The organism is Geobacillus zalihae NBRC 101842, from assembly GCF_001544135.1.
GTDB lineage: Bacteria > Bacillota > Bacilli > Bacillales > Anoxybacillaceae > Geobacillus > Geobacillus zalihae.
This window is the reverse complement of sequence record NZ_BCPV01000015.1, coordinates 24,423-43,024: the sequence shown is the minus strand read 5'-3', so window position 1 is coordinate 43,024 and position 18,602 is coordinate 24,423. Positions and strand designations below refer to the sequence as shown.

Annotated in this window: 13 protein-coding genes; 2 read left to right on the top strand and 11 right to left on the bottom strand. The window is 54.8% G+C overall.

The annotated features are described in order from the left end of the window. Positions 1–35 precede the first annotated feature (35 nt). Positions 36–557 (top strand): DUF2529 domain-containing protein, encoded by a 522-nt coding sequence (locus GZ1_RS06520; RefSeq protein WP_025949631.1) that lies wholly within the window; start codon positions 36–38, stop codon positions 555–557. 180 nt (positions 558–737) lie between these two features. Here GZ1_RS06520 and pyrG read toward each other — a convergent pair whose 3' ends face one another. From pyrG to GZ1_RS06475, 9 genes are all read right to left on the bottom strand, one after another. Next, positions 738–2,333, bottom strand: a complete 1,596-nt coding sequence (gene pyrG / locus GZ1_RS06515) for a CTP synthase (protein WP_020754390.1) — start codon at positions 2,331–2,333, stop codon at positions 738–740. Between the two features lie 160 nt (positions 2,334–2,493). Next, positions 2,494–3,051, bottom strand: a complete 558-nt coding sequence (gene rpoE, locus GZ1_RS06510; RefSeq protein WP_060788153.1) for a DNA-directed RNA polymerase subunit delta — start codon at positions 3,049–3,051, stop codon at positions 2,494–2,496. Between the two features lie 380 nt (positions 3,052–3,431). Further along, on the bottom strand, positions 3,432–6,692 hold the full coding sequence (gene icmF, locus GZ1_RS06505) for a fused isobutyryl-CoA mutase/GTPase IcmF (RefSeq protein WP_060788152.1): 3,261 nt from the start codon (positions 6,690–6,692) through the stop codon (positions 3,432–3,434). A 17-nt stretch (positions 6,693–6,709) separates the two neighbouring features. After that, positions 6,710–7,342, bottom strand: a complete 633-nt coding sequence (locus tag GZ1_RS06500) for a TetR/AcrR family transcriptional regulator (protein ID WP_011232859.1) — start codon at positions 7,340–7,342, stop codon at positions 6,710–6,712. A gap of 207 nt (positions 7,343–7,549) precedes the next feature. Then, positions 7,550–8,692 (bottom strand): acyl-CoA dehydrogenase, encoded by a 1,143-nt coding sequence (locus tag GZ1_RS06495; RefSeq protein WP_060788151.1) that lies wholly within the window; start codon positions 8,690–8,692, stop codon positions 7,550–7,552. Between the two features lie 426 nt (positions 8,693–9,118). After that, positions 9,119–10,264 carry an acyl-CoA dehydrogenase gene (locus GZ1_RS06490; protein WP_060788150.1) on the bottom strand — a complete coding sequence of 382 codons (1,146 nt, stop codon included), beginning with the start codon at positions 10,262–10,264 and terminating at the stop codon, positions 9,119–9,121. A 233-nt stretch (positions 10,265–10,497) separates the two neighbouring features. Beyond that, positions 10,498–11,349, bottom strand: coding sequence for a 3-hydroxybutyryl-CoA dehydrogenase (locus GZ1_RS06485; RefSeq protein ID WP_013146630.1), 852 nt, complete (start codon positions 11,347–11,349; stop codon positions 10,498–10,500). Positions 11,350–11,592: 243 nt separating this feature from the next. Beyond that, positions 11,593–12,771, bottom strand: coding sequence for an acetyl-CoA C-acetyltransferase (locus GZ1_RS06480; protein WP_060788149.1), 1,179 nt, complete (start codon positions 12,769–12,771; stop codon positions 11,593–11,595). Between the two features lie 156 nt (positions 12,772–12,927). Next, a complete protein-coding gene (locus GZ1_RS06475) occupies positions 12,928–15,024 on the bottom strand; it encodes a heterodisulfide reductase-related iron-sulfur binding cluster (protein ID WP_060788148.1) in 2,097 nt (698 codons plus the stop codon). Between the two features lie 335 nt (positions 15,025–15,359). On the opposite strand from GZ1_RS06475, the gene cls reads away from it, so the two are divergent. Next, entirely contained in the window at positions 15,360–16,550 is a 1,191-nt protein-coding gene (gene cls / locus GZ1_RS06470; RefSeq protein ID WP_060788147.1) for a cardiolipin synthase, read from the top strand. Positions 16,551–16,678: 128 nt separating this feature from the next. Here cls and GZ1_RS06465 read toward each other — a convergent pair whose 3' ends face one another. Both GZ1_RS06465 and argS read right to left on the bottom strand, forming a co-directional pair. Further along, positions 16,679–16,846: a XapX domain-containing protein gene (locus GZ1_RS06465; protein ID WP_060788146.1), complete on the bottom strand. Its 168-nt coding sequence runs from the start codon at positions 16,844–16,846 to the stop codon at positions 16,679–16,681. 79 nt (positions 16,847–16,925) lie between these two features. After that, complete coding sequence (argS, locus tag GZ1_RS06460; RefSeq protein WP_060788145.1) at positions 16,926–18,599, bottom strand: arginine--tRNA ligase; 1,674 nt, start codon at positions 18,597–18,599, stop codon at positions 16,926–16,928. Positions 18,600–18,602: the final 3 nt, after the last annotated feature.

Genomic DNA, 18,602 nt, shown 5'->3' with positions numbered 1-18,602 from the left:
GATTTTGTATAATAGCGGCGAAGGGAGGCCGAACCGTGAAAATTTTAACGACGCAAACGATCGGATTGTTGCAAAAAATCGCCGCGGACGAAGAGCTGGCGCTCGAAGACGGGGCGCGTCTGCTCGCTCAGGCCGCCATCGGTGATGGGCGCATTTGGCTGTATGGCATCGGTGAACTCGATGCGGTCGTCACCGCCGCGCTTCTTGGCCCCGATCCGCTGCCGAAAGCCAAACGGCTTGAGCCGACAGCAACCGATGACTGGCAGGAAACGGACCGAGCGCTTCTATTTGCCCGCTTTTCCAATGATGCTGAGGCCATTCGCCTCGCCGAACAGCTGCAGGCGCACGGCGTCGATGCAGTGGCCGTCGCGGCGCTCGTCAAGGATGAACCCGGACTGGCCGATATGGCCACCGTCTTTATCGACAGCAAACTTTCCCGCCCGCTCGTGCCGACCGAAGACGGCCGCCGCATCGGCATGCCGACGATCATCACCGCTTCATTCATCTACTACGGACTGCGCGTGTTGCTCGATGAAATTTTGGCGGAATATGAATAACAGCCGCCATGAAAACGAGCGCTCTCCCGCCGGCTGAAGGCAAAGAGGTATAGAAACCGCCCAAAAAACGGCGCCTGATCAATGGGCATCGTGCTTGACAAGATGAAAAATATCCAAAAAAGAAAGGGGGCTGGACCCAAAAGGCCGTTCTACGGCTTTTTTGGGACAGCCCCTTTTTCGTTACTCTTTCAGCGACGCTCTGACAAACTCGCGGAACAACGGCTGCGGCCGCGTCGGGCGCGAGGTGAATTCCGGGTGGAATTGCGCGGCGACGAACCACGGATGATCCTTGAGTTCGATCACTTCAACCAACCGTCCGTCCGGACTCGTGCCGGAAAAGACGAAGCCGTGCTCTTCCATGATCGGCCGGTATTGGTTGTTGAATTCGTACCGATGGCGATGGCGCTCGTAAATGACTTCATCGCCGTAGGCGGCGTAGGCAAGCGTCCCTTCCTGCAGCTTGCACGGATACAAGCCGAGGCGGAGCGTGCCGCCTAAATCTTCGACATCCTTCTGCTCCGGAAGCAAGTCGATGATCGGATGCGGCGTGTTCGGGTCAAACTCGGACGAATGGGCGCCGGACAACCCGACAACATGGCGAGCAAATTCAATCGAGGCAAGCTGCATTCCTAAGCAAATGCCCAAAAACGGCACGCGCTGCTCGCGGGCGTAGCGGATCGCCTCAATCTTCCCTTCGACCCCGCGGTCGCCAAACCCGCCCGGAACCAAAATGCCGTCCGCATCTTTCAACAGGTCGGCCACATTGTCACGAGTCACATGCTCCGCATTGATCCACTGAATATCAATGTCGGTGTCAAACGCATACCCCGCATGACGGAGCGCCTCCACAACAGAAATATAGGCGTCCGGGAGCTCGACGTATTTGCCGACCAAAGCGATTTTCGTCGTTTTCGATAAGTTGCGCACTTTCTCGACGAGCGCTTTCCATTCGGTCATATCCGCTTCGCCGCAGTTGAGGCGCAAATGTTCGCACACGATTTGGTCCAGCTTTTGTTCTTGAAGCATAAGCGGGACCGCATACAGCGTGTCGGCATCGCGCGCCTCGATGACCGCTTTCGGATCAATATCGCAAAAGAGGGCGATTTTCTCTTTCATTTCCTGCGGCATCGGCATTTCCGTGCGCACGACGATGACGTTCGGCTGAATGCCGAGGCTGCGCAATTCTTTCACGCTGTGCTGCGTCGGCTTCGTTTTCATTTCCCCAGCCGCCTTGATGTACGGCACGAGCGTGCAGTGGATGTACATGACGTTTTCGCGTCCAACATCGCTTTTGATTTGGCGGATCGCTTCTAAAAACGGAAGCGATTCAATATCGCCGACCGTGCCGCCGATCTCCGTAATGACGACATCGGCGTTCGTCTCTCTTCCGGCCCGGAAGACGCGCTCTTTAATTTCGTTGGTAATGTGCGGAATGACTTGCACCGTGCCGCCTAGGTAATCGCCGCGGCGCTCTTTGCGGATGACGGCGGAATAAATTTTTCCTGTCGTCACGTTGCTGTATTTGTTTAAATTAATATCGATGAACCGTTCATAATGCCCTAAATCCAAATCCGTCTCTGCACCGTCGTCCGTGACGAACACCTCGCCGTGCTGATACGGGCTCATCGTCCCTGGGTCGACGTTAATGTACGGGTCAAACTTTTGGATCGTCACGTTCAACCCGCGGTTTTTCAACAAACGTCCAAGCGAAGCCGCCGTAATCCCTTTCCCGAGCGAGGAAACAACGCCGCCCGTCACAAAAATGTATTTCGTCATTTTGTCTTCCCCCTTGCCGAAATTGCGGTAACAGTTTCAGTGTTTGCGAAAGGCGCAAATAAAAAACGCTCCGCTTACCGTACGTAAGGGAGCGATCGATTTGTTCGTTTTCAAGAGCCCAACACACATTGTACCGGGTTCCCCTGGCAAAGTCAAGCGGTTATTCGTCTTCGTCCGGCTCTTCGAGATCAAGCTCTTCATCAAGCGGCGCATCGTCCAGTTCAAACTCTTCATCGCCGAGAATGTCATCGTCAAACGCGACATCTTCATCTAGATCGAATTCTTCATCTTCCAAGAGCTCATCTTCATCAAGCTCGAGCTCTTCCTCATCATATTCATCCAAATCGTCGTAATCGAGATCTCCATCTTCAAGCAACTCATCGTATTCATCGTATTCATCGTCAAGCGCTTTTTTCTTCTTCTTCGGCTTGACGATCGTCACCGTTTCGTCTTCTGTCTGGTCAAACGGATACCATGCGCGCAATCCCCAGACGTTTTCTCCAACGCAAATAAACCGGCCGTCGATGTTTAAATCGGTGTAATATTGGGCCAGCCGCGCCTCCACCACTTCTTCCGATATGCCGGCCAGCGCTGCTGCTTCACGAACGAGTTGATCAAACGGCAGCGCCTCCCGCTTGTCAAGCAAAATGAGGTTCGCCAGCTCGACGAACGACATCTCCTGCAATTCCTCCGGCGAGTATTGCTGCTGCAGGCTCAAGTTCAGCACTCCCCTTCTATATTAATGAAACAAATGAATGCAAGTGGAATACATACCATTCATTATAAACAAATTGTCGGGGTTTATGCTACCCATTTGCCGAAAAAAGCAAAGGAGGGCAGCCCTGCGGCGAGGGTGGCCCTCCTTCCGATTCCGACATATCCGTTGTCACAATCACCTTTGTTCACACCGCTCCACTTTTTCCTTACGAAGCCCATTCGTCTTCATCTTCTGGCCTCATCCGCGTTCCGTGCGTTTCGCCTCCAGCGAACCGACAGCCGCTGCCTATCATTCTACCGATCTGCTAAAGTTCAACGGGCCGTTATCCATTGTGATCGAGGCCGTCCATCGAAAGCTGTGAACAACGGAACGCGCTTGAATTACATATTCCGCCGGTATTGTCCGCCGACTTCGTACAAGGCGCGGGTGATTTGTCCAAGGCTGGCGACTTTCACCGTTTCCATCAATTCTTCGAAAATGTTGCCGCCGCTTGTCGCCACTTGCTTCAGCCGTTCAAGCGCCGGACCGGCTTTGTCTTTGTTCCGCTCTTGGAATTCGCGCAAGTTGCGGATTTGCGTCTCTTTTTCTTCATACGTCGCCCGGGCGAGCTGAATGTTGTTCAGCTCCTCTTCTGACGGTGGATTCGGGTTCAAGAACGTGTTGACGCCGATGATCGGCAGTTCACCGCTATGTTTCTTCGTTTCATAGTAAAGCGATTCGTCTTGAATTTTGCCGCGCTGGTATTGCATCTCCATCGCCCCAAGCACGCCGCCGCGGTCGTTGAGCCGTTCAAACTCTTGCAACACCGCTTCTTCGACCAAATCGGTCAGCTCTTCAATGATGAACGACCCTTGAAGCGGGTTTTCGTTTTTGGTCAAGCCAAACTCTTTCGTGATAATGAGTTGGATCGCCATCGCCCGACGGACCGACTCTTCGGTCGGTGTCGTGATCGCTTCGTCATAGGCGTTCGTATGCAGGGAGTTGCAGTTGTCATAAATCGCCAGAAGCGCCTGCAGCGTCGTGCGGATGTCGTTGAAATCGATCTCCTGCGCGTGCAATGAACGGCCGGACGTTTGGATATGGTATTTCAGTTTCTGGCTCCGTTCGTTGGCGCCGTATTTTTCGCGCATGACGATCGCCCAAATGCGGCGGGCGACGCGGCCGATGACCGAATACTCCGGATCGAGGCCGTTGCTGAAGAAAAACGACAAGTTCGGCGCAAAATCGTCAATGTGCATGCCGCGGCTCAAGTAATACTCGACATACGTAAAGCCGTTCGCAAGCGTAAACGCCAGCTGCGTGATCGGGTTCGCCCCCGCCTCGGCGATATGGTAGCCGGAGATCGACACCGAGTAGTAGTTGCGGACGCGGTGCTTGATGAAATACTCTTGAATGTCGCCCATCATTTTTAAGGCGAAATCAGTCGAGAAAATGCACGTGTTTTGCCCTTGGTCTTCCTTCAAAATATCGGCTTGCACCGTGCCGCGCACCGTTTGCAGCGTCCATTCCTTCACTTGTTCGTACTCTTCCGGCGTGAGCGGGCGGCCAAGCTCGGCTTCCTTTTTCTCGACTTGCTGGTCAATCGCCGTATTCATAAACATCGCCAGCAAAATCGGAGCCGGACCGTTGATCGTCATCGACACGGATGTGAGCGGGTCGCACAAGTCAAACCCTTTGTACAGCTTTTTCATATCATCAAGTGTACAGACGCTGACGCCGCTTTCCCCGACTTTGCCGAAAATGTCCGGCCGGTAGTCCGGGTCTTCGCCATAGAGCGTCACGGAGTCGAACGCGGTGCTGAGCCGCTTCGCCTTGTCTTCTTTGCACAAGTAATGGAAGCGGCGGTTCGTGCGCTCCGGCGTCCCTTCGCCGGCAAACTGCCGTTTCGGGTCTTCGCCTTGGCGCTTGAACGGGAAGACGCCGGCCGTATACGGGAACGAGCCAGGGACGTTTTCTTTATACACCCAGCGCAAAATCTCTCCGTAGTCTTTGAATTTCGGCAAGACGACTTTCGGAATGTCCAAACCGGACAACGTTTTCGTCGTCAGTTCGGTCACGATTTCTTTATCGCGCACTTTCGTGACCAATTGTTTTGCCGCATATTTCGCTTTCGTTTCTTCCCATGTCGCCAAAATGCGCTTCGATTCCGGCGTCAATTTCGCCTCATAATCCGCTTTGAGCGTCTCGAGCGCGCGGATCACGTCTTCCGCTTCGCCCCGTTCCTTCGCCGCTTCGATGGCCCCTTCGATTTGGAAGAGGCGTCGGGCCACCCCGACTTGCTGCTCGGCGCGGCGGTGGTACGAACGGACCGTTTCCGCGATTTCGCGCAAATAGTAGCGGCGCTCGTTCGGAATGATGACATTATGCTTTTCGACATTGGCGACCGTTTTCAAGCTTGTTTTCCAATTCGTTCCTGCTTTTTGATTGATCGTATCCACAAGCGCGACAAAAAGCGTATTCGTGCCCGGGTCGTTAAACTGGCTGGCGATCGTGCCGTACACCGGCATTTCCGAAACATCGCGGTCAAACAGCTGATGGCTGCGCTGATATTGTTTTTGCACTTGTCGTTTTGCGTCTTCTGACCCTTTGCGCTCGAATTTATTAATGACAATCAAATCGGCATAATCGATCATGTCGATTTTCTCAAGCTGCGTCGGCGCGCCGAACTCGCTTGTCATGACGTACATCGACACGTCGCACACTTCGGTAATGGCGGCGTCGCCTTGGCCGATTCCGCTCGTTTCAATGATGACAAGATCAAATCCGGCCGCCTTGACAACCGAAATGGCGTCGCGAATCGCGGGCGACAACTCGGAGCGGGAATGGCGCGTCGCCAAGCTTCTCATGTAAACGCGCGGCGAGTTGATCGCATTCATCCGGATGCGGTCGCCCAACAGCGCCCCGCCCGTTTTTTGCTTCGTCGGGTCGACGGACAAGATCGCGATTTTGATATCCGGAATTTCGTTTAAAAAGCGGCGGACGAGCTCATCGGTGAGCGAGCTTTTCCCAGCCCCGCCTGTGCCGGTGATGCCGAGCACCGGCACGCGCTTCTCGAGCGCCTTCACTTGTTCAATGGCGGCTTCCGCCGCCGCGGCCGCCTCTTTGTTGTCCGCCTCAGCGCGGTATTCGCACAGCGTGATGAGCCGGGCGATCGCCTGCACATCGCCGGACGGAAGCCGCTCCAGTTCATCGGTCACCGTCGTCACGGTCGGAAAATCGCACTCTTCAAGCATGACGTTGATCATCCCTTGCAAGCCGAGGCGTCGGCCGTCTTCCGGCGAGAAAATGCGGGCGATGCCATATTCGTGCAGCTCTTTGATTTCCCGCGGGATGATGACGCCGCCCCCGCCGCCGTAAATGCGGATATGGGACGCCCCCCGCTCTTGGAGCAGGTCGTACATATATTTAAAAAATTCCATATGCCCGCCTTGATACGAGGAGACGGCAATGCCTTGCACATCTTCCTGAATGGCGGCATTGACGATTTCCTCCACCGATCGGTTATGGCCTAAATGGATGACCTCGGCGCCGCTCGCCTGCAAAATGCGGCGCATAATGTTGATTGAGGCGTCATGGCCGTCAAACAAGCTCGATGCAGTCACAAAGCGGACGTGATGCTTCGGACGGTAAATGTGCGCCATCGTTTCTTCTCCCCCTTTTAGACTCGCTGTTTCTCCATAATCCCCTTTAATAAAAACTCGGTTTGCAGTTCGATATATTCATCGAGTGTATACATTTTCCGCAGCACCCAACGGCGGAACGCCCACATTTGCCCAAGAACGACGATGTTGTGGGCGAACAGGCGGATTTCGCTTTCAGAAAGCTGCAACGCCCCGCTCTCAACGCATGCGCGCAAAATATGTTCGAAAATCGCCGCCATATCGAGTTCTTTATTCAACACATACGGCAGCGATTCTTTGCTTAGCGCTTTCACTTCTTGATACATGACGAGCACTTCATCATCGAGTTCATCAACAACGCGGAAATAGTGGGCAATGGCGCGCCTTAACCCTTCGATCGTGCCATGGTGGGCACCGAGGTCTTGTTCCGTCCGCTCCCGCACTTCGTCGTAAATGCGGTCGCACACGAGATAGAGGACGTCTTCTTTCTTGCGGATGTACTCGTACAACGTGCCGATGCTGAAGCCGGACGCTTTGGCGATCTCCCTTGTCGTCGTTTGGTGGAAACCTTTTTGTTTAAACAAGGAAATCGCGCCTTTGATCATCTCATTGCGCCGTTTTTTCACGAGCTTTTCGTCTTTGACCGATGCAATCACTTCCCGTTTTTTCATGTTCGTTGTCTCTCCCCCATTCCCATTTGACGGCGGGGCGCCGCCCCGCCCCATGCCTATCCGTGCGCCCTTTCCCAAAGCGCCAAGCCGCCGTTCAGATCCAAAACCATTGAAATGACGCACAATGTTTCAATCGCGCGCCAACACGAATGAGTGGACGCGCAATGTTTAATTGCGTGTCAACACGAATGAGTGGACACGCAATGTTTAATTGCGTGTCAACATGCGCGAAATGACAAGGCGTTGGATTTCTTGCGTTCCTTCGTAAATTTGCGTAATCTTCGCGTCGCGCATAAACCGCTCGACCGGGTAGTCCTTCGTGTAGCCGTTGCCGCCGAAAATTTGCACCGCCTCGACCGTCACTTTCATCGCCGTGTCGCCGGCAAACAGTTTCGCCATGGCGGATGCTTTGCCGTACGGCAAGCCATTCGACTCCAACCATGCCGCTTGATAGGTCAAGAGCCGCGCCGCTTCAATGGCCGTCGCCATGTCAGCGAGCTTGAAAGCGATCCCTTGCTGCTCGATGATCGGTTTGCCGAACTGGACGCGCTGTTTCGCATAGTCCACCGCCGCATCCAGCGCGCCCTGGGCAATGCCGACCGCTTGGGCGGCGATGCCGTTGCGGCCGCCATCGAGCGTCATCATGGCGATTTTAAACCCTTCTCCTTCTTGACCGAGCAAGTTTTCTTTCGGAATGCGGCAGTCTTCAAAAATGAGCTCCGTCGTCGGCGACGAACGAATGCCGAGTTTCTTTTCCTTTTTGCCGAACGAAAAGCCCGGCGTTCCTTTTTCCACGATAAAGGCGCTGATCCCTTTATGCCGCTTTTCCGGATCGGTGACGGCAAATACGACGTAAATTTCCGCTTCGCCGCCGTTGGTGATCCATACTTTCGAGCCGTTTAAAATGTAGTGGTCCCCATCTTTTACCGCACGCGTTTTCATCGAGGCGACATCCGACCCCGCCCCCGGCTCGGACAGAGCATATGCCCCTAGTTTTTCCCCAGTCGCTAAGGCGCGCAAATACTTCTGCTTTTGTTCTTCGTTGCCGAACTTGTAAATCGGCCAGCTGGCGAGCGATATATGCGCGGAAAGCGTCACCCCGGTCGAGGCGCAGACGCGCGACAGCTCCTCAACGGCAATGACATAGGCCAAATAATCGCTGCCAATGCCGCCGTATTCTTCCGGCCACGGAATGCCTGTTAAACCGAGTTCCGCCATTTTGTTGAAAATGCCGCGGTCAAACCGCTCTTCTTCGTCTCGCTCAGCGGCAGTCGGCGCCACTTCGTTTTCGGCAAATTCGCGCACCATTTTTCGCAGCATTTCATGTTCTTCGCTCAATCGAAAGTTCATCGTTTCATTCCCCCGTTTTCCTATATATCCGAAATCCTCGTCCCCCGTGCCAGCGTGATCACCATCTTCCAGATACAGACATAAACTTGTTGGTGAGTTCCCGTTGCACCACAAAACGCCGCAAAAGACAGAGCCCCATGTTTATGCCTCGATCCCTGAAAGCGGCGTTGTTCGGTCTTCCGAAAACCCGGCGCTTAGAGCTATTTCCACCATTTCATTCGATCGCCAATCATGAGCTGGCTGAACACAAGCTTTTCTGCCTCTTTCCTCGAACAAGAACGCCAGAGGGCAAATGCCATTTGCCCGCAAAACGTCCATTGTTCGAGGAGGGCATGCTGTCGCATGCCCAGTCGGCAAGCGAACGGCTTGCCGACTACGGCAGAAAAGCTAGGAACAGAGCCTTCTCATCTGGTTCGGATTGGTTCATCAGCATGCCTGGCACAAATGTTTGCTGATGACGATGCGCTGAATTTCGCTCGTTCCTTCGTAAATTTGCGTAATTTTCGCGTCACGGAACAGCCGCTCGACCGGGTAGTCTTTCGTGTAGCCGTTGCCGCCGAAAATTTGCACCGCCTCGATGGCATTGTCCATCGCTGTTTGTGAAGCGAAGAGCTTCGCCATCGACGCCTCTTTTCCGCACGGCAGCCCTTGCGCGCGCAGCCAAGCGGCGCGATAGACGAGCCATTTCGCCGCTTCCGCCGCCGTCGCCATATCGGCAAGCTTGAAAGCGACGCCTTGCTGCTCGATGATCGGTTTGCCAAACTGCACCCGCTCTTTCGCGTAGGCGACGGCATGTTCGACTGCCGCCTCCGCGATGCCGAGCGCTTGGGCGGCGATGCCGATCCGACCGACGTCAAGGTTGGCCATCGCGATTTTAAATCCTTCCCCTTCCTGACCGAGCAAGTTTTCCGCCGGCACTTCGGCGTCTTCAAACGTAATGGTCACCGTCCGCGACCCGTGCAGCCCCATCTTCTTCTCATCTTTACCAATCGACATCCCTGGCGTCCCTTTTTCCACAATGAACGCGGAAATGCCGCGGCTTCCGGCTTCTTCCGGATTCGTGCGGGCGAAGACGATGTACGTATCTGCCTCCCCGCCGTTGGTGATGAATATTTTTGAGCCGTTTAGCACATAACGATCTCCACGGCGCACCGCTTTCGTCTTCAAGCTTTTCACATCCGAGCCGGCGCTCGGTTCAGTAAGGCAAAACGCCCCCAAGTACTCACCTCGGGCGAGCTTTGTCACGTATTTTTGTTTCTGCTCTTCGGTGCCGAAATACAAGATCGGATTCGTGCCGACCGACGTGTGCACGGATAAGATGACACCGACGGTCGGGCTCACTTTCGAAATTTCATGAATGGCGATGATGTACGACACAAAGTCCATACCCGCGCCGCCATATTGCTCCGGGACAGTGATGCCCATTAGGCCGAGTTCGGCCATTTTCGCTAAAATCGGGCGCGGAAACTCCCCTTGTTCCATGCGCTCGACAAATGGGGCGATCTCCGCCGCGGCGAACTCGCGCACCATTTGCCGCATCATTTCCTGCTCTTCGGTGAAGCGAAATTCCATGAAATGGCCTCCTTCCGATGTCGCTGACACAATGGTGTTTTCAGGCGCTCCTCCGCTCCATGGGGTAGCCAGCAGGCAGCTGAACGATTCTATAGATTTGCCTTATAGGCTGTAAAACAGCGTTCCCGCATGCACCTAACGTGCGGCGTTACGGTCGGCAGACAGCATAGCGGGCGCCGCCCCACGCACATTGCGGCACGCTTCGGCGTTGTCCTAGAGCGACGCCAAGCGGTTTATTCATACGTGTAAAATCCGCGGCCCGTCTTGCGGCCGAGCCAGCCGGCTTTCACATATTTGCGCAAGAGCGGGCATGGGCGGTATTTGTCATCGCCGAACCCCTCATGAAGCGTTTCCATAATGTATAAGCACGTATCGAGCCCGATAAAATCAGCGAGCGTCAGCGGACCCATCGGATGGTTCATGCCGAGCTTCATCACTTCATCGATGGCTTCTTTGGTCGCCACCCCTTCGTACAAGGCGTAAATCGCTTCGTTGATCATCGGCATGAGGACGCGGTTCGAAATAAAGCCCGGAAAGTCGTTCACTTCGACCGGCACTTTGCCGAGCTTGCGGGCAACGGCTTCGATCGTTTCATACACGTCATCAGCCGTCGCCAATCCGCGGATAATTTCGACGAGCTTCATCACCGGCACCGGGTTCATAAAGTGCATGCCGATCACTTTCTCTGGCCGTTTCGTCGCGGCGGCAATTTCCGTAATCGGCAGCGACGACGTGTTTGACGCTAAAATCGTCTCCGGGCGGGCGAGCGCATCGAGCTCGGCGAACAGCTTTGTTTTCACGTCCATGTTTTCGACGACCGCTTCAATGACAAGATCCGCTTTGGCGGCGGCATGCAAGTCGGTCGAGCGGGCAAGCCGCGCGAGCGCTGCGTCTTTGTCCGCCGCTGTCATTTTCCCTTTTTCCACTTGGCGGGCGAGCCCTTTTTCGATGTTGGCGATTCCTTTGTCTAACTGCGCCTCGCTAATGTCGTACAAAAACACTTGATAGCCGGCGACAGCGCATACTTGGGCGATGCCTGACCCCATCTGTCCGGCGCCGACGACCATAATCGTTTTGACGTCCATCGTTCCATCCCCCTATAGCAAAATTCGCAAACGCTCTTGTTCGTTTATTGGCTCCATCCTGGGACAACGCAGATCGCAAGCCAGCGGCCGCAGCGCCCAAGGGCGCGGCGGGCCATCCATATCCCCAAACCGCGGCCGCCCCACCGCCAGGCGAACCGCCTCCTGTATGGCGACAACGCCGTCGGGCGGCATGACGCGTCACGCCTCGACGGCGGCGGCCGCGATGACGTGGCAGGCCATTCCTTATACTTCGATTAAGATGGCGTCGCCTTGGCCGCCGCCGCTGCAGATGGCGGCGATGCCGAGGCCGCCGCCGCGGCGTTTCAGCTCATAAATGAGCGTGAGGATGATGCGTGCGCCGCTCGCGCCGATCGGGTGGCCGAGGGCGACAGCGCCGCCGTTGACGTTCACTTTTTCCGGGTCAAGGCCAGCGATTTGGATAGCAGCAAGAGCAACAGCGGCAAACGCTTCGTTTATTTCGAACAAGGCAATGTCGTCGACCGTTTTTCCCGTTTTGCGGAGCAACTCGTTGATGACAAGTCCCGGCGTTTTTGGGAAATCTTTCGCCTCAACGGCGATGGCGGTGTGGGCGACAACAGTCGCGAGCGGCTCAAGCCCCTCGCGGGCGGCGCGCTCCTCGCTCATCAAGACGAGCGCCGCGGCGCCGTCGTTGACGCCCGGGGCGTTGCCGGCCGTGATCGTTCCTTCCGGGTCAAACACCGGCGGCAGTTTCGCCAACGCTTCAAGCGACGTGTCTTTGCGCGGCGCCTCGTCGTGTTCGACGACAAGCGGCTCTCCTTTGCGCTGCGGAATCGTCACCGGAACGATCTCTTCCGCGAGCCGACCGGCTTCGATGGCAGCAATGGCTCGCATATGGCTGCGGTACGCCCACTCATCCTGTGCCTCGCGTGTAATGCCAAGTTCACGCGCTGTATTCCCGCCATAAACGCCCATATGGACGCCGGTAAAACTGCATGTCAAGCCATCATACACCATTAAATCCTTCACCGTGCTGTCGCCCATTCGCAACCCCCAGCGCGCTTTCGGCAGCACGTACGGGGCGTTGCTCATCGATTCCATCCCGCCCGCGACAACGACATCGGCATCGCCTAAGCGGATGAGCTGATCCGCGAGCGTCACGGCGCGCATGCCCGATGCGCATACTTTATTGACCGTCTCGGTGCGAACATGCCACGGAATGCCGGCATGGCGCATCGCCTGCCGCGATGGGAGCTGTCCTTGTCCGCCTTGCAAGACGGTGCCTAAAATGACATGATCGACTTGTTCCGCGCTCACATCCGCGCGGGCAAGCGCTTCTTTCACGGCAATGCCGCCGAGTTCTGACGCTGACAGCGCTTGCAAAGAACCGCCGAGTTTTCCGAACGGGGTGCGCGCCCCGCTGACAATCACTGTTTTTCCCATATTCCTCTCCCCTTTTCATCGGATAAGAAAGCGATTACAAAACACAGACTGAACGCTCGCTCGGTCGTGGTGCGAAAGAGAAGGTGTACGATCATACACCTTCTCTTTCATTATACTTATTATTTTAAAAAATAGAAATTGTCTTCGCAACTATTTTTACGACGCCGCTTCTTCTTTTTCTTCACCAAATACTGATTTTGCCAAAATCTCGGCGACATCGTACGTAAAGACGCGGTCTTCCACTTCCTTGGCCTTCGTGCCGTCTGACAACATGGTCAGACAGTACGGACAGCCGGAGCTGATGACCGTCGGATTGACAGCGAGCGCTTGCTCCGTGCGGGCGACGTTGATCCGGTTGCCGGTCGTCTCCTCCATCCACATGAGGCCGCCGCCGGCGCCGCAACACATGGCGCGTTCGCGGTTGCGCTCCATTTCAACAAGCTCGACGCCCGGGATGGCGCGCAAAATTTTCCGCGGTGCGTCATAGACGTCATTGTAGCGTCCTAAATAGCACGAGTCATGGAACGTAATGCGTTCATTTACCGGATATTTTGGCACCAAGCGCCCTTCTTCGATGAGCTTGGCGAGCAGCTCGGTATGATGATACACTTCGGCCTCGAACCCAAAATCCGGGTACTCATTTTTGAACGTATTGTAAGCGTGCGGGTCGATCGTCACGATTTTCTTGACGCCCGCTTTTTCAAATTCTGCGATGTTGTTCGTCGCTAATTCTTGGAACAAAAACTCATTTCCTAACCGGCGCGGCGTATCGCCCGAGTTTTTCTCCTTGTTGCCTAAAATCGCGAACTTGACGCCTGCTTCGTTCAACAGCTTGGCAAAAGCAAGGGCGATTTTTTGGCTCCGGCTGTCATACGACCCCATCGAGCCGACCCAGAACAAGTACTCGATTTCCTCTCCCGCTTTCGTCGCCTCTTTGACGGTCGGCACATGCACATCATCGCGCAGCTCGCGCCAGTTCTCCCGCTCTTTTCGGTTCAAGCCCCACGGATTGCCTTGGCGTTCGATGTTCGTCATCGCCCGCTGCGCGTCCGGGTTCATCCGTCCTTCCGTCAGGACAAGATAGCGGCGCAAGTCGATGATTTTATCGACATGCTCATTCATGACCGGGCATTGGTCCTCACAGTTGCGGCACGTCGTACAGGCCCAAATCTCTTCTTCGGTGATGACATCGCCGATGAGGCTCGGCATTTCGATCGTCGCCGCCTGCTCGGACGCCGCGGCGAACGCGAGCTGATTGCCCCTTGTATGTTTGAAAGCGAACGCGGGCACCCACGGCGTGCGCGACGTGACGACCGCCCCTTTTTCCGTCAAATGGTCGCGCAATTTTAAAATCAAATCCATCGGCGACAACATTTTCCCCGTGCCGGTCGCCGGACACATGCTTGTGCAGCGGCCGCACTCGACACAGGCGTACAAGTCGATCAATTGCTTTTGCGTGAAATCCTCAATTTTGCCGACGCCAAACGATTCTTGGCTTTCGTCTTCAAAGTTGATTGGCGCCAGCTTCGGCCGCGTCAGCCGGCTGAAAAAGACGTTGATCGGCGCAGCGATCAAATGGGCGTGCTTTGATTGCGGCACGTACACGAGGAACGTGAGCAAAATCAACAGATGCACCCACCAGGCAATAAAGAAGAGCACCGCAGCCCCCGTTTCGCCGACCCAGGAAAACGCGGCAGCAATGAGCGAAGCGACCGGCTCGCTCCATGTCGCTTCTTCGCCGTGCCAAATGATGCTCATCCCGTTGCCGAACAACACCGACAGCATGAGCCCGGCGATGAAGATGAGGACAAGCCCAGCTTTCAAGTCGCGCTTTAAACGGACGAGCTTTTCAATGTAACGGCGGTAAAAGGCGGCGAGCACCGCGATCAAAATAAGCAAAGTGACGATTTCTTGGAAAAACGTAAATCCCGCATACAGCGGCCCAAGCGGCAAATGCGCCCCCGGCGCAAGCCCTTTGATGATGAAATCAATCGCGCCAAATTGGACGAGAATAAAGCCATAGAAAAAGACGACGTGGATCAGTCCGCTTTTTTTGTCCTTGAGCAGCTTTTTCTGGCCGAACACGTTGACCCAGATGTTTCGCAGCCGCTCTTTTACTTTGTGGTCAAACTCGACTTTTTTGCCGAGTTTGATGTACATCGCCCGCGTTTTGACGACATAGGCAAACAAGTAAATTGCGTAAGCGGTTACAAGCAAAAACGCGAGCCAGTTCACCACCAACAAGGCATTCATCTTCTCTCCCCTTCCCCCGTTTTTCGAGCGAATGTGTTGCCATAACAAAAGAAATTTTCAGAATTCGCTTTATGTCTATTGTACAAATGAATGAGCATTCAGTCAATAACCTTTTTTCATCCCAACCGTGAAAACTTTCCCTTGGCAACGGAGCGATCGCGGGGGAATCATCGATTTGTTCAGCCCTCTATAGACTCCCTTGACGAAAAACATTCATCAATATGGAAATTTGATTCATTTGGAGTTTGGGTATGTTCACGGTAGATGCAATTTGAAACGTTTTGCGCGTTCTCGGGCACATTAATACATACCGAATCGACATAGGAGGAGAAGATATGGTCGTCATTTCCGTCATTGCCATCGTATTGTTGCTCGTTTATCTTGATGACAAGCTTGGACAGTTCATCTTCCGCAATGGGCGCAAAAAAGTCGTCTACCCGGAGCGGAGAAGCGATATTTCCCTCTATATCAACGGCAGGCATTTATTTTCTGATTACTTCGCTGAACTAGGCCGCGCCCGCGATCATATTCACGTCTTGTTTTACATTATAAAAAATGACGAAACGAGCGCGCCATTTTTCCAGATTTTAAAGGAAAAAGCAGCTGCCGGCGTGAAAGTGCGAGTGTTGACCGATTGGGTCGGCAGCTTTGGACTGCCGAAAGCGCTCATCCGTTCGCTCGAGGAAAGCGGGGTGGAGTTCGCCTATGCCCGAAAGCCGCGCTTTCCGTTTTTCATTTACCGCCTCAACCGCCGCAACCATCGGAAAATTACGGTCATCGACGGGCGGGTCGGCTACATCGGCGGCTTTAACATCGGCCGCGAATACAACGGAAAAGACGCCAACTTCGGCGAATGGCGTGATTACCACTTAAAAGTGAACGGCGAAGGGGTTCACGACTTGCAAGAACAGTTTTTGCACGACTGGGAAGAAGCAACGGACCGGACGGTGCCTGACAAACATCGCTACTTCCCGCCGCTTCCGGCCGGCGCCATTCGCCATCAGCTCGTCGCCACCAACGGCGCTGCCCTTGAAGAACAGTTTATCGAGGTCATCCGCCAGGCGAAAAAAGAAATTATGATCGGCAGCCCATACTTCATCCCAAGCCGGCCGCTGTTTAACGAGCTGATGCAAGCGCTTCGGCGCGGGGTGCGTGTGACCGTCCTTGTGCCGCTGAAGGCGGACCATTTATTTGTCAAAGAGGCTGCCTATCCGTACTTTTATCGACTCTTGAAAGCCGGCGCGCGCATTTACCGCTTTTACCAAGGATTTTACCATGCCAAAACGCTCGTCATCGATGAGGAGTGGTGCAACGTCGGCACAGCCAATTTCGATCGGCGCAGCTTGTTTTTGAACGGCGAAATCAACTGCTATGTGTTTGACCGCGCGTTTACCCGCCTCGTCAAACGGGCGATCGAGCGCGATTTGTTGCGCGCCGAGCCGCTGACGCTCGATTTTTGGCGGAAGCGTTCGCTCCTTGACCGCGGCAAACAGTCGATTTCCCAGCTCATCTCCGCCTGGCTTTGACCGGTCCGAAATTCCATTTCCCTCGCAAACAACAGAAGAAGCAAAAAACCCGGCCAGCGCTTCCGGCGGCTTGATGCTGCCAAAATGGCGCCAACCGGGTTTTGTTCCCCGTTTGATCATGCAAGTGCTTACTTCCAAAACACCGTGAACCATTGAAACAACCGCATGCCGAGATACACCCCGACGATGCCGGCAATGCCGGCCAACGCCGGGGGAGCGGGAATCGGCAACCGAAGCAAGGTGAACAAAAAGCCGACGATCATGCCTGTCAGAAGCGACAGCACGATTTCTTTCATGAGATTCGTCCTCCACTGTTTGTTTTTCTTTAGAATGCCCAAAAAAGAGGGGGCGCTCTCCGCTCTCCCCCTCATTCCTTTACATTTGTTCCGGCGCTGAGACGCCGATCAACGTCAATGCGTTTTTCAGCGTAATTTGCACCGCCTTGACAAGCGCAAGGCGGGCTTTTGTTTTTTCGATGTTGTCCAGATCAAGCACTTTTTCCGCGTTATAAAAGCTATGGAGCGCGGAAGCCAAATCGAATGCATAGGCGGTGACGCGATGCGGCATCCGCTTGAGCGCCGCCTCTGCGACGACGTCAGGGAAATCGCCGAGCACTTTGAGCAGCTCGATTTCTTTTTCCGTCTCCGCTAAATGATGCAAAGCGAGGCCGCCTTCGTACGACACGTTTTGCTCTTCCGCCTGGCGGAGAATGCTTGAAACGCGGGCGTGCGCATATTGGACGTAGTAAACCGGATTTTCATTCGACTGCGACACGGCCAAGTCCATGTCAAAATCCAAATGCGTATCGCCCGAGCGCATCGCAAAGAAATAGCGGACGGCATCGACGCCGACTTCTTCCATGAGCTCGCGCATCGTCACCGCCTTGCCGGTGCGCTTGCTCATTTTGACGCGCTCACCGTTTTGGTATAGGTTCACCATTTGAATGATTTCCACTTCAAGCGCCTCCGGATCATAACCGAGCGCAGCGATCGCCGCCTTCATGCGCGGAATGTAGCCGTGGTGGTCCGCCCCCCAAATGTTGATGAGCTTTTTGAACCCGCGCCGCAGCTTGTCTTGATGGTAGGCGATGTCCGGAAGCAAGTACGTATATGTGCCGTCCTGCTTAATTAAGACGCGGTCTTTGTCGTCCCCAAACGCCGTCGAACGGAACCATGTCGCCCCGTCCTGCTCGTAAATATAGCCGCGCTCGCGCAAAGTGGAAAGCGCTTCGTCGATTTTTCCGCTTTCATAGAGCGATGTTTCCGAATACCAGACGTCAAACGGCACACGGAAGTCGGCCAAGTCTTTTTTGATTTTTTCAAGCTCATAGCGGAGCCCATAGTCGCGGAAAAAGGCAAGCCTTTCTTCTTCCTCCATTTCGACAAACCGGTCGCCGTACTCTTCGGCAAGCTTTTTGCCGATTTCGACGATATCGTCGCCGTAATAGCCGTCCTCCGGCAACGGCATATCGACACCGAGCGCCTGAAAATAACGGGCTTCGACCGATTTCGCTAAATTGTAAATTTGCTTGCCGGCGTCATTAATATAGTATTCACGCGTCACGTCAAACCCGGCTTTCGCCAAAATGTTGCAAAGCGAATCGCCGACCGCCGCGCCGCGGGCATGACCTAAATGCAGGTCTCCGGTTGGATTGGCCGAGACGAACTCGACTTGCACTTTTTCCCCGTTGCCGACGTTCGATTCGCCATACGCTTGTCCCGCCTGCAAAATCGCCGGCACGACCGCCGTCAAATAGCGGTTGTCCATGTAAAAGTTAATAAACCCTGGCCCGGCGATCTCGATGCGGGCGACCGACATGCGTTCGCGGTCAAGCTGCCCGACGATGGCTTCGGCGATCGCCCGCGGCGGTTTTTTCGCGATGCGGGCGAGCTGCATGGCGATGTTCGTCGAGTAGTCGCCATGCGCCTTGTCGCGCGGCACCTCAAGCAGCACATCCGGCAGCTCGTCGGCCGAAGCCAGCCCTGCTCTTACCGCCGCCTGGCGGATTTCTTCTTTCATCTTTTCCTTGATTTGTCCGACAATGTTCACCGC

Excerpts from the sequence above, each read along its gene's own strand:
- cls (WP_060788147.1), top strand. The coding sequence starts at position 15,360 with ATGGTCGTCATTTCCGTCATTGCCATCGTATTGTTGCTCGTTTATCTT.
- GZ1_RS06465 (WP_060788146.1), bottom strand. The coding sequence starts at position 16,846 with ATGAAAGAAATCGTGCTGTCGCTTCTGACAGGCATGATCGTCGGCTTT.
- pyrG (WP_020754390.1), bottom strand. The coding sequence starts at position 2,333 with ATGACGAAATACATTTTTGTGACGGGCGGCGTTGTTTCCTCGCTCGGG.
- icmF (WP_060788152.1), bottom strand. The coding sequence starts at position 6,692 with ATGGCGCACATTTACCGTCCGAAGCATCACGTCCGCTTTGTGACTGCA.
- GZ1_RS06475 (WP_060788148.1), bottom strand. The coding sequence starts at position 15,024 with ATGAATGCCTTGTTGGTGGTGAACTGGCTCGCGTTTTTGCTTGTAACC.
- GZ1_RS06500 (WP_011232859.1), bottom strand. The coding sequence starts at position 7,342 with ATGAAAAAACGGGAAGTGATTGCATCGGTCAAAGACGAAAAGCTCGTG.
- GZ1_RS06490 (WP_060788150.1), bottom strand. The coding sequence starts at position 10,264 with ATGGAATTTCGCTTCACCGAAGAGCAGGAAATGATGCGGCAAATGGTG.
- GZ1_RS06480 (WP_060788149.1), bottom strand. The coding sequence starts at position 12,771 with ATGGGAAAAACAGTGATTGTCAGCGGGGCGCGCACCCCGTTCGGAAAA.
- GZ1_RS06485 (WP_013146630.1), bottom strand. The coding sequence starts at position 11,349 with ATGGACGTCAAAACGATTATGGTCGTCGGCGCCGGACAGATGGGGTCA.
- GZ1_RS06495 (WP_060788151.1), bottom strand. The coding sequence starts at position 8,692 with ATGAACTTTCGATTGAGCGAAGAACATGAAATGCTGCGAAAAATGGTG.